The sequence below is a fragment of the Pantoea sp. Taur genome (assembly GCF_009830025.1).
Classification (GTDB): domain Bacteria; phylum Pseudomonadota; class Gammaproteobacteria; order Enterobacterales; family Enterobacteriaceae; genus Pantoea; species Pantoea communis.
The window spans coordinates 1-12,467 of the sequence record NZ_SZZZ01000009.1 but is presented as its reverse complement, the minus strand read 5'-3'; the positions used below and the strand labels follow the sequence as shown (position 1 = coordinate 12,467).

The window sequence follows — 12,467 nt, the reverse complement described above, 5'->3', positions numbered from 1 at the left end:
GCTGTTAATGCAATTTGTAGCGAACGAGGAAACCTTCCCCACCTAACTGACGCATCTGGCGCATTATCCACTGCTGGCGCATTCGTATATACCCGGAAGGTGCATCAGCGCGGAAGCGAATCGGGTTTGGTAGTACCGCCGCCAGCAGCGCCGCTTCAGAAATCGTCAGACGACTGGCTGGTTTGTGGAAGTAGCGCTGTGAAGCCTCTTCCACACCAAACACGCCATTGCCAAACTCCGCAATATTCAAATATACCGTCAGAATGCGGCGTTTGGTCCACACGGTTTCGATCCCCACGGTTAAACCGGCTTCCAGCCCTTTTCGCACCCAGCTGCGGCCATCCCATAAAAACAGGTTTTTTGCGGTCTGCTGCGACAGCGTAGAAGCACCGCGTATCTGCTTTGAGCCATCGCTATCCAGCACCTTTTGAATCGAATCAATATCAAAACCCCAATGTTCCGGAAATATTTGATCTTCAGAAGCGATCACGGCCAGCGCCATCCACGGAGAAATCTCATCCATGCTGACCCAATCGGAGTGCGCCACATAGTCGAACCGACCACTGAACCAGGCGCCCAGTTGACGCTCCACCATCACCGCAGAAAACGGCACAGGTAAAAAGGCAAAGATCACGATGCCTGCCAGCCAAATTCCCAACCACGCCAGCAGCACTTTAGCAATCAGCACTTTAAGGCGTTGCCCCATTTTCCCTTTACTCTTACTCATGCAATTTTCTCTTACCTGTTCCCTGCATTAATCAATCACCCCGGTCACAATTTTGATTACCTGTAATCCTGGGCAAAACTTTACCGCTTATCCCGTGAAAGTTAGAGATGAAGTTATTACCTGCGTCATCATCGTTCCTCTATTAGAGCCAATCACATCAAGCACTTCCATTATGAGGGAATCGGTTCCATGGTGAAAAACCCAGCAAAACCCTTACAATCGGATACTTCATACAAAGTGATAAAGATCACGTTTAAACTTTCACAATACTTAACAATAAACTTTCAAAGCGTTTGAATAAGCGCACTGATGAGCGCAGCCGTTTCAATAAACGTGGCTGAAATCGCGTCAACATCATCATGATTAGCCCTGACAATGGTAAAGGATTTAGCCTTCCGTTTGGTTTACATTGCACCGTAAAACCTTAAACTGGAACTTTCAGCAGAGGGTTTCCAAAACGTTTTGGATAACCCACCAGAATCACCTTATTTGTTACCTAATATCAGCATGTTAAGTTCAATCAACTCTGATTTTTCGACTGATTAGGAATTTCAGTGCAGCTGTCAGGCTTTTCCTGCTTCAGGCTGAAGGAAATTCAGGCAAAAAGCAGAACAATTGGTCAAAAATAGTGCAATACGGCAAAGAAATTAATTCCTTGCTTGACTGTGTCAGCAAATTAATGTTTTCTGTATTTAATCGCTGCTCAACTTCACACAATTTAATGAATCTTGTCACAAGCGTTGGCGAATTTGTTAAGGTGATTTCGAAGCGTTAACCAATACCATACTGTTGCTGATCTATTCGACTTCTAACGATAGCAGCAGTACCCATTTCCCTGGTGTTGGCGCAGTATTCGCGCACCCCAGTTTCGACTGGGGTCATTTTTTTCTGGCGTCCGAAGATTTTTCCCTTTCAGCTACCCACTCGCGTAACACGTTAACGTCATGCAGCCACTCATGTTTTAATTCGTCGATCCACTCCTGCACGTTGTCCCACCATGCTGGCAGTTCCGGTGACTGTATCTGTTTCGCCAGTTTCTGCAGATGCAACAGTCCTACTGAGCCCGCAGCACCCTTAATTTTATGCCCTTCTTCCGCAATCCCTTTTTGATCGCGCGCCATCATGTTGGAATCCAGCACGTCGAGATAGCCCGGCATCATCTGTTCAAACATCGTCAGGCTTTGTGTAATCAATCCTGGGCCGACCAATTCGATATACTGTTCCAGCATCTCCACATCGAGCAGCATGCGCGAGTGTACGTCTGAGGACGTCTGAATCTCTTCTTCCGGTTCGCCCTGGTAATCCCAGAACTTTTTAATCATCGCTGTTAAGGCCGGCACCGCCAGCGGTTTACTCAGCACATCATCCATACCGGCATCGAGATACTCTTTCTTGTCTTTCAACACGTTGGCGGTCAGTGCCACCAGCGGCGGCAGCGCCATGCCAGCATGGCGTTGGTGAATAGCGCGTGACACATCCAGTCCGGTCATATCCGGCAGTTGAATATCCAGCAACACCAGATCAAATTCCTGCGGATCAAACATCGCCAGCGCTTCAGTGCCGGTCATCGCCACTTCCACACTGCATCCCAGTTTCTCCAGTACCGAGCGCGCCACAATGACGTTCAGTTCAATATCTTCAACCAGTAATACGTGCAGCGCCGGCAGTGGCATGCTGTCGTCGAGATCTTCGTCTTCCACCTCATCGGCCACACGAGGTGCATTTATCTCGACCACAAAGCATGAGCCCTGCCCCGGCGCACTACTCACGCTAATATCGCCGCCCATCGCCTGTGCCAGACGACGAGAAACCGCCAAACCAATACCGGTACCGGTGGCGGGTTTTCCGCCGTGCTGATCTTTAACCTGGTAATACATGGCGAAGATCTTGTCCTGCTCTTCCTGCGGAATTCCCATGCCAGAATCCTGCACTTCAAAGCGCAGCGTTTCGTCCTGGTGATAGGCGACCCGCACCACAATCTCACCCTGCTGGGTGAATTTCACCGCGTTACCGATCAGGTTCCATAAAATTTGACGCAGGCGCGTGCCGTCAGCAGAGATGATGTGCGGCAGCGGCAGCTCCGGTGCCATCACGAACTTCAGCCCTTTCGGCTGCGCCAGTAACCCGGAGAGGTTTTCCAGATCGGCAAGGAAGCCGGTGAAGTCGAGCGGCTGATTATCCAGTTGCACTTTGCGGCGCTCAATTTTGTCCACTTCAATCACGTCATTAAAGATGTTGCCAAGCGTGATGGCCGAGACATGGATGGTTTTCAGGTACTTCAGTTGTTCCTGATTGAGATCGGTGTCCAGCAGAATGCGGCTCAGGCCGACAATGCCATTCAGCGGCGTGCGCAGTTCATGGCTGATGGTTGAAATAAAAGTGGTCTTCTCACGGCTGGCATTCTCCAGCGCGTCCTGATAACGCTTACGCTCAGTAATATCGCGACCAAAGCCCATCAGGCCGCTGCGTTTACCGACGCGATCGTAATACGGCACTTTGCGGATTTCGAAGCAGGCTTTGCGCCCATCAGGATATTGCAGCCACTGTTCGTACGTCAGGGAGACGTTATGGCGGAATACCTTTTCATCCGTCTCCAGCACCTTGGAGGCGGCATCTTCATCGTAAATGTCGCGCGGCGTCAGGCCAATCAGTTGCTTCTCGCTCATGCCGGTTAGCAACTCCATCGCACGGTTACAGCCCGAGAACTGCTTGTCGATGTTGCGATAGAATACCAAATCCGGCGAGGCATCGAGGAAGGAGCGTAAGAAAGAGGATTGCTGTTCCAGCTCGATTTGCGCCTGTTCACGACGCGCCATCTCTTCGCGCAGTTTATCCATCACCTGCTCGCGGGCCTGCTCCGCTTTGATACGATCGTTAATTTCCTGATTCAGCTGAGCGATGGTCTCTTTCATTTGCTGATTAAGTTCAAGATCGCGTGTGCGCATCTCTTCCAGCTTATCGACCAGCTTTGTCAGGCGCTGGCGAGACTCTTCCAGCTGATCCACCACCACCGAGAGAAAATAGACGGCCCAGGGCGTGATTAAGAGACCAAAGAACACCGATCGCACCACATCGATACTCTCAACATGGCCACGCAGTACCATGGTGACCGCCATCTGCACCACCATCGCCAGCACCACCAGTGCTGAAGCTAACAGTAGCGAGAAACGCACCAGCCCCAGCTTGACCATCAAATCAACGTAGTACTGCGCTAAAAGACGAATCTGTTTCATCACGAGCTCCCTGAACGAAATCTGGCTCATGATAGCGTAATTATCGCGGCACTGCGCCGACTCAGCGTGTCATTGCCTGCTGACTTTGCCTCATTATGGTGCATCGCAGCGCCTTTTCGCCGATGTTCGCGTCGTTATGCTCAAATCGCTTGACTAAATCTGCCAACTGAATAATCTGGAGGGCCGCGCTTTTGCGACCCTTTTGTCACATCCCGTGCTATTCCGCCTCCCGGCAGCCATTTCATCTGATGGTTGCGCCTTGTTATTGCATATTCATTCAACTTTAGCGCCATTTTACTCACAATCAGCTTGATTAATTTTACTAATGACAGCCCTATTTTGATTCAAATATGACGCCATAAGAAAAACAGATACATGCTGTGTGTGAAACCGCCCCAACAGAATTTTATGCTGATGGAATGCAGTTATTCAGCATTGATTAGATATCTGAGGCGTACCTCACAGTGAGACGGCTCACACTTCATAGGGGAATCAGAATCGTCAGATTGACAGTTATTTACGTAATAAATTGTTCATAATCATAGTGTTAATTGGCAAAACAGCCGATTAACCGCAACAAAGCTGGCTATTTGACCTGAGTTCGCTTTCCCGATAAGTTGGAATTCCGCTGGATGCTTTCCAGTCGGGACTGTGTCTCGGCATATCTATGCAGCAAGAAACTCCCTCTGGATGCAAGTTATCTCCCGTAAGAGACCGGAAGTAAGAGCAGCTCATCAAGGACGAGACCATACTCTCTTGAGAGCCTTTGCTCGGTATTGCGACGTCCGCGTTTAAGCGGCGAAAACGAATTTGATACAGCACGCAGCGGTGCTCTGTGCTTGAAATAATGCAGGTAATGTCAAAAGCAGTTTAAGGAGACCCTCAATGTCCACTCAAAAACCTCATCCCTATGGTTTGTATGATCCCTCAGCCGGTAGTGATAGCTGTGGTGTTGGGTTTATTACCCGTAAGGACGGCGAGCAGACCCATGAGATCCTGCAGATGGCGCATAGCGCACTGTGCACGGTACCGCACCGTGGCGGCATGTCTGCTGAGGGCGTGGGCGATGGCGCAGGTGTCAACGTCGACCTTTCTCTGAACTTCTTCCGTAAAGTCACCGGCCAACCGCTGGAAGCCGGTCGCTTTGGCGTCGGTAACTTCTTCGTGCCAAAAGATGCCGAGCTGCGCGCGAACGCTGAGCGTCTGGTGGAAGAAACCCTTGCTGCCCATAACTTCCCTGTGCTGATGAAGCGTGATATGCCGCTGGACGGCAGCGTGACGCGTCCAGCCGCGCTGCAATTCCAGCTGCCGATTGTGCAATGGATCTTTGCGGCTCCGCAGGAAGTCACCGAACAACTCGAGTTCGAGCGCCACATCTATCGTGCGCTGCTGGACATCGAAGCGCGTGCCTTTACTGAAAGCGAATTCGGCGGTCTCTATCCGCTGTCGCTCTCTTCACGCACTCAGGTATTTAAAGCACGCCTGAACTCTAATGAAGTGATTCCGTACTTCAAAGATTTGACCGATGCCGATCATCAGGTGCGCGGGCTGTTCTTCCATACCCGCTTCTCAACCAACACCGATCCGCACACCACCATGGCACAGCCGTTCCGTCTGATGGCGCACAATGGTGAATTGAACACCGACCGTAAGAACCGTATCGCTGAAGCGGCGCTGATGCTGGCGCGCGGTAAGAAAATCGTGCGTCCGAAAGGCCAGTCCGACAGCTCGCGTCTGGACCAAAGCATTCATAGCCGTTTGATGGAAGATAACCTCGACCTGATCAACGCCGTCGTCTCAATGATGCCACCAGCGTGGGAAAACGACACCTCACTGTCAAATGAAGTGCGCGCCATGCTGGAGTACTTCTCTCTGTATGAAGAGAAGAACGATGGCCCGGCTGCACTGATCTTTGGTAACGGCGAAGTGATCGGGGCGCGCCTTGACCGCCTCGGCCTGCGTCCATTGCGTTCGGTTGAAACCGCTGAATACATCGGTGCGATGTCAGAAGCCGGCCAGATCGCTTTCCCACCGGAAAGCGTGTTGCGCCGTGGCCGTATCGAAGCGGGCGGCATGCTCTATTACGATCACAAAGAAAAACGCTCTTACACCACGGTGGAAGCGCTGGAAAAACTGGCGGCAGAGAAAGATTACCTTTCACTGCTGAGCGCGGCTCGCGTGGACCTGCACGATCTGCCGGAGATTCAGGCAGAGCAGCTGGGCTCACCGCTTCGCTATCGTGGCGACCTCAAAACCTATCAGCGTTTTGTGGCGTACTACTACAACCAGGAAAGCTTCAAATTCATGATGGACCCGATGCTGCAAACCGGCGCTGAGAAGATCTCGGCGATGGGTTACGGCAACGCCATCAATGGCCTGTCCGACCACGAAGGCGGCATGGCGCACTACTTCTCACAACGCTTTGCTCAGGTCACCAACCCGCCGCTGGATTCTATCCGCGAAGCGGACGGCATGACGCTGCGCGTGGCACTGGGTGCAAAACCGCACCTTGGCCGCAGCAAAGGTCAGCAGGTTATCGTGCCAACGCCGATCCTGACACACCTCGATATGCTGCGTCTGCGCGAGCAAACCGTCGCACCTTATGCGCGTTTCGAGATGCTGTATGAGCCGGTCATCGGCAAAGATATCGTCAGCCGTGCCGCCAACGCCAAAGCGCTGGAAAACGCCATTGATAATCTTGCACAGCAGGTGGTGGATTTCGCACGCCAGCAGGGCGGCATTGCGGTAATCACCGACCGCCACATCTCTTCAACTCACGCGGCGATTCCTATGCTGCTGATGGTCTCTGCCATCAACCAGCGTTTGGTGCAGGAAGGTCTGCGTCTGGATGTTTCTCTGGTGGTAGAAAGCGGCCAGAGTATCTCCTCTCACCACATTGCAGCCACTTTAGGCTTTGGTGCGTCAGCGGTTTACCCGCTGGGCGTACAGATGCGCGCGGAAGAGAAATATGGCGAAGGCGAAGAAGGTAACAAAGCCTTCAAACGCTATGCCAAAGCCGCCGAAAAAGCCTTGATGAAGACCATGGGTAAAGTGGGTCTCTGTACCGTTGAGAGCTACAGCTGTGGTGAATTCTTTGAACCTAACTTCCTGAATACCGACGATCCGGTTCTGAAGAAGTACTTCCCGAATATCAAAACCCCTGTGGGTGGCGCGGGCTTCCCGGCTATCGCTCAGATGGCGGTTGACTGGCATCAGAGTGCGCTGAAAATCCAGGGCGAGGCAGAAGTGCCACTGCTCGGCTTGTTCAAAGAGCGTGCGGAAGGGGCAGGTCACTCTTACGGCACCATCGCCGTGCGTACCTTTATTGATATGACGGAACAGCCGATTCGCTTCGCGGACAAAGCACGCGAAGAGGACAATTTCATCCGTCTGATGACGCTGGCCAAACTGGACAATGCCTTCAGCATTAAAGCTGACGCATTCAAAGACAGTAGCTTCGAACGCATCCCGAACGAGGTCATTGACTCACTGGCGATCACGCCGGATTACCGTCAATTCTCCAGCCTGATGCACGCCGAGCGTAAACGTCGCCCTGCTGCGCTGCGTGACATCCTCGCGCTGCCGTGTGATTTGACCCACGTTGACAGCGAAGCGGAGTTTGGTCGTAAACTCGGCCGTTACTCACTGGTCAACAACGGTTTTGCCACCCGTGGATTGAAGTGTGAAGCGGTGGAAGGCAGCCTGAACCAGTTCGAGCTGCGCCTGATTGATTCCATCGCGGGCCTGAAGCCAGAAGATGAACGTCTGGAAGCGCTGGCACGTGCACTGAAAACCCGCTTTAGCGACGACATCGAAAGCAGCAGCGTGGCCGGCGGTGTTTTGCACATCACCGCTTACGGTAAAGCGGCAGATTATCTGTCACTGATCTTTACCGCACTGCCTTCGCTGCCGCTGGAAGAGATTCAACCGGCACACGAAATTACCCGTACTTTCGCCTCAGGTGCGATGAGCCACGGTGCGTTGGTGGCACCTGCACATGAAGCGGTAGCGCACGGCACTAATATGGTCGGCGGCATGAGTAACTGTGGTGAAGGTGGCGAGCACTATTCCCGTCACGGCACCATCCGCGCGTCACGCATTAAGCAGTTGGCGTCAGGCCGATTCGGCGTGTGGGCGGCTTATCTGGCCGATCCGATGCTGGAAGAGCTGGAGATCAAAATCGGTCAGGGCGCGAAGCCGGGTGAAGGCGGACAGCTGCCTGCACCGAAAGTCACCGTGGAGATCGCCGCCGCGCGTGGCGGTACGCCGGGTGTTGAGTTGGTTTCACCCCCACCGCACCACGATACCTACTCCATCGAGGATTTGGCGCAGCTGATCCACGACTGTAAGGCAGCGCGCGTGCGCGTTATCGTGAAACTGGTGTCTTCAGAAGGCATCGGTACCATCGCGGTGGGCGTGGCAAAAGCTGGCGCAGACGTCATTAACGTGGCAGGTAATACCGGTGGTACTGGTGCGGCCTCGGTCACCAGCCTGAAATACACCGGACGCGTTGCCGAAATCGGTATCGCGGAAGTGCATCAGGCGCTGTGCGCGAATGGCCTGCGTGACAAAGTGCAGCTGCGTTGCTCTGGCGCGCAGCAAACCGGTAGCGACGTGATCAAGTCAGCCCTGCTCGGTGGCGACAGCTTCGAGTTCGGCACCACTGCGCTGATGATGCTGAAATGCGTAATGGCGAAAAACTGTAACGTTAAATGCCCGGCCGGTTTAACCACCAACGCCGAAGCCTTTGATGGCGATCCGCGTCAACTGGCACAGTACTTCGTTAACGTAGCGCAAGAAGTGCGTGAGTTCCTCGCACGCCTCGGCTTGCGCTCACTGCGCGAAGCGCGTGGCCGTTCTGACCTGCTGCACTTGATGGATCATCCACTGGAAGTCGGCAAGCTGGATCTGCGTGCGATGTTGACCGTGGTGCCAGAGCAGAAAATCGCGAAGCCGGTCTATCTGGAAAAAGATTTTGAGCTGGATGATGGCTGGGTTGAAGAGCTGAAAACACAGCTGATCGACCAGGCGAGCCGCGATATCGCGCTCGGCGCAGGCATTACCCTGAACAACCGTAACAAGAGCGTGGGCGGCCAGTTGGCCATCGACATCGAGCGCATGCTCAACCACGAACTGTCTGCTGAACAACGTGCTGCACTGCCAGCGGTGTTCAAAGACGATCGCGGCCGTCATTATCTGGCACCGCGCACGGTGAATATCCACACCAGCGGTTCTGCCGGTCAGTCATTCGGTGCCTTCTGCAACGATGGTATGCAGATGAAGCACTACGGCACCTGTAACGATGGCGTAGGTAAAGGTCAGTGCGGTGGCGAGCTGGTGGTGATGTCACCGGGCGGCGGCGCTCAAGACAGCGACGGCAACGTGCTGATCGGTAACTTCGCGCTGTTTGGTGCGACCGGTGGTCGTTTGTTCGTACAAGGCCAGGCGGGCGATCGTTTCGCGGTTCGTAACTCCGGTGCAACCGCAGTCGTCGAAGGCGTCGGCGATTTCTGCTGCGAATACATGACCAATGGTGCAATTCTGAACCTCGGCACCTTTGGTAAAGGTTTCGGCAACGGCATGAGCGGTGGCTTTGCTTACCAGTACGACCCGTACGGTGCTCTGGCAGGACATGCAGCAGGAGACTCCGTGCTGTTCGGTTCTATCGCTGACGAAGATGAGCTGGCTCAGGTGCACAAGCAAGCCGTGCTGACCATGCTGAACTGGCATCTGGAAGCCACCAACTCGCCGCGCGCAGCCTGGCTGCTGGAGAATTGGGAAACCGAGTGCCACCACTTTGTCTACGTGATGCCGCGTTCACTGCTGCTGTATCAAGATGGTGGCGAGATCCTGAAAGCGAAATCACGTAAGGATCTGCTGGAAGAGCTGTCAACCTCACTGGCCGCACATCAGGTTGCCAAATTCAAAGCGGCCTGGCGCACGGGTAAAACCATTGCGGATGGCGCCGTACCGGCTTACGGTGCGACGGATACAGCGGAAATGTTCGTGTTGCTCAACAACTACACCGTGCTGAGCTTCGCGCAGCAGCTGGCGCTGGGCAAACTGCCGAAAGGCACGCCTGTTGAAGATGCTGCGGTTGAGAAAGCGGTTCGTAACCTGCTGATGACCGAAGATTTTGCGCTGGTCAGCAAACTGCAACGCCATGCACGCTCAGCCATTGAGAGCTACAGCGATGACGAACTGGCGAGTCTGATTGCAGCAAAACGTATGTCCGATTACAAAGCAGCATTAACGCAACGCAACATTCGCTCCATGGACAGCCTGGCGACCTATGGCTGGATCATTTATCAGGATGCCCGCAACCGTGAGGTGCTTGGCCATCTGCCTGATTTCGAAGAGCTGTTTGCACGCGCCGCGCTGCCAGAAATCGCCGCTGCTGTCGGGAAACTTTCCTGATAGCAGCACCAATGAATGTGTGTATATTGACTGAACATCACGAGACGGGTTTGAGTACAGATATCCATGAAGATTCCTTACATTCCTGAAGATGCGCCGTTTAACGGCGAACAGAAATACTGGCTGGCGGGTTTTCTCGCCGGTCTCCACTCGCGTCTGTTGGTATTAGAAGATAAGCAGACGGCACCTGCGGCCGGTGGCGCCACAAACACGCAGTTGCACATTCTGTTCGGTTCACAGACCGGCAATGCTGAAGCGCTGGCGCAAACTGCCGCAAAAGCCGCGCGTGCCAAAGGTCTGGTGCCGGTGGTTCAGGCATTGGGCGAAGTGGACCTGGACGTGTTCGCCACCATGCGCCATGTTCTGATTGTCACCTCCACCTACGGTGAAGGCGAAATGCCGGACAACGCACAGCTGTTCTGGCAGGCACTTTCTGCCAGCACCGCACCACGCCTGGAGCAGATGCATTTTGCTATCCTGGCGATCGGTGATACCGGCTACGATGGCTTCTGTCAGGCCGGTAAATTCTTCGATATGCGTCTGGAACAGCTGGGTGCAAAACGTGTCTTTGACCGCATCGACTGCGATATCGATTTTGAAGAGCCGTCGAGTGCATGGATTGGCGATGCGATGCCACAATTTGCCGCCAGTGCGGGTAGCAGTGGCACGGTATTAGAGAGCGCACCTGAAGCGCCAGTCATTCCTGGTAGCAACAAGCAAAATCCTTATGCTGCTGCATTGGCGACCAACAAGCGTCTCTCAGGCGAATCATCGGCGAAAGATATTCGCCACTTTGAATTCGATCTCACTGACAGCGGCCTGAAATATGAAGCCGGTGATGCGTTGGGTGTCATCCCAGTGAACGATGCTGAGCTGGTTAGCCTGCTGTTGAGCGAATTGAAAGCGGATTACGAAACGCCAGTACCTGGCTTTGACCGTAACCTCGGCGACCTGCTGACCTATCAGTTCGAAATCTCTGAGCCATCGCGCAAGCTGATTGAGTGGGTGGGTCAGCACACTGCCAACCAGGAACTGCTGCACGTATTACAGCACGACGATAAAGACACGCTGGCTAACTGGCTGTGGGGCAAAGACACGCTGGACCTGCTGCAACTTGAGTTGAAGCGCACGCTGTCTGTTCCAGAACTGGTGGCGATGCTGCGTCCGTTGCAGCACCGTGCGTACTCCATCTCTTCCAGCTCCAAAACGCATCCGAATCAGGTGCACCTGACGATTGCTTCCGTGCGCTATCACAGCGGTGGCCGTGAGCGTAAAGGCGTATGTTCAACCTACCTGGCTGAGCGCGTGCGCCGTGGTGAGAAGCCAGCGATCTTTATTTCGCCAAACAAAGCGTTCCGCGTGCCGGCTAACGGCAATGCTCCGCTGATTATGGTTGGACCTGGCACCGGTATTGCCCCGTTCCGTGCCTTCCTGCAGGAACGCCAGTCAACCGGCGCTGAAGGTAAGAACTGGCTGTTCTTCGGCGATCAGCATCAGGAACACGACTATATTTATGAAGATGAGCTTAATGGCTGGCAGCAAAGCGGTCTGTTAACACATCTCGACCTGGCATTCTCACGCGATCAGGAAGAGAAGATCTACGTGCAGAATCGTATGCTGGAAAAAGGCGCTGAGCTGTATGCCTGGCTGCAGGATGGCGCGTACTTCTATGTTTGTGGCGATGCTTCGCGCATGGCGAAAGATGTGGATGCAGCGCTGTATGAAGTGGTGCGCCAGTTTGGTGGACTCTCTAGCGAACGTGCCGCGGCTTACATTGACCAGTTGAAGAAAGATAAGCGCTATCTGCGTGACGTCTACTAAGGCCCAAAAAAAGGAAGCTAATGAGCTTCCTTTTTTACATCTGCTGTCGCGGCACGATGAATCGCACCATGTAAACGCGGTTCAGATGCGCGATCAATCGCGCCGTTATTGAGAAATGCTTCCATAAAAAAACGGGCCAATTGGCCTAATGCCAGTCAGTTAAGCCTGACTGGCATTTTTTCTTCTGGCTGTCGGATATTTATAGGGTCTCTCTTTCACCACCCTTGGGAACGAGCGCTCCCGTCGTCCCGGTAGTCTGACCATCTCTG

5 protein-coding genes are annotated in these 12,467 nt (G+C 53.6%); 2 read left to right on the top strand and 3 right to left on the bottom strand.

Going from position 1 to position 12,467, the window contains the following annotated elements:
- Nucleotides 1–4: 4 nt before the first annotated feature.
- A complete protein-coding gene (gene mtgA, locus FD744_RS13580) occupies nucleotides 5–727 on the bottom strand; it encodes a monofunctional biosynthetic peptidoglycan transglycosylase (RefSeq protein WP_160868477.1) in 723 nt (240 codons plus the stop codon).
- Nucleotides 728–1,605: 878 nt separating this feature from the next.
- The gene (arcB, locus tag FD744_RS13575) at nucleotides 1,606–3,960 is read right to left on the bottom strand and encodes an aerobic respiration two-component sensor histidine kinase ArcB (RefSeq protein ID WP_058962133.1); all 2,355 of its coding nucleotides are present in this window, start codon (nucleotides 3,958–3,960) and stop codon (nucleotides 1,606–1,608) included.
- Nucleotides 3,961–4,845: 885 nt separating this feature from the next.
- Between arcB and FD744_RS13570 the strand changes: the two genes are divergently transcribed.
- Nucleotides 4,846–10,377: a glutamate synthase-related protein gene (locus FD744_RS13570; protein WP_097118190.1), complete on the top strand. Its 5,532-nt coding sequence runs from the start codon at nucleotides 4,846–4,848 to the stop codon at nucleotides 10,375–10,377.
- Between the two features lie 66 nt (nucleotides 10,378–10,443).
- Nucleotides 10,444–12,198 carry a sulfite reductase subunit alpha gene (locus FD744_RS13565; protein WP_034826640.1) on the top strand — a complete coding sequence of 585 codons (1,755 nt, stop codon included), beginning with the start codon at nucleotides 10,444–10,446 and terminating at the stop codon, nucleotides 12,196–12,198.
- Nucleotides 12,199–12,357: 159 nt separating this feature from the next.
- Here FD744_RS13565 and FD744_RS25605 read toward each other — a convergent pair.
- A partial coding sequence (locus FD744_RS25605) for a hypothetical protein (protein WP_237449393.1) occupies nucleotides 12,358–12,467 on the bottom strand: 110 nt, incomplete at its 5' end.

Bases quoted from the DNA above. Each gene is read 5' to 3' on its own strand.
- FD744_RS13565 (WP_034826640.1), top strand. From the start codon at position 10,444: ATGAAGATTCCTTACATTCCTGAAGATGCGCCGTTTAACGGCGAACAG.
- FD744_RS13570 (WP_097118190.1), top strand. From the start codon at position 4,846: ATGTCCACTCAAAAACCTCATCCCTATGGTTTGTATGATCCCTCAGCC.
- arcB (WP_058962133.1), bottom strand. From the start codon at position 3,960: ATGAAACAGATTCGTCTTTTAGCGCAGTACTACGTTGATTTGATGGTC.
- mtgA (WP_160868477.1), bottom strand. From the start codon at position 727: ATGAGTAAGAGTAAAGGGAAAATGGGGCAACGCCTTAAAGTGCTGATT.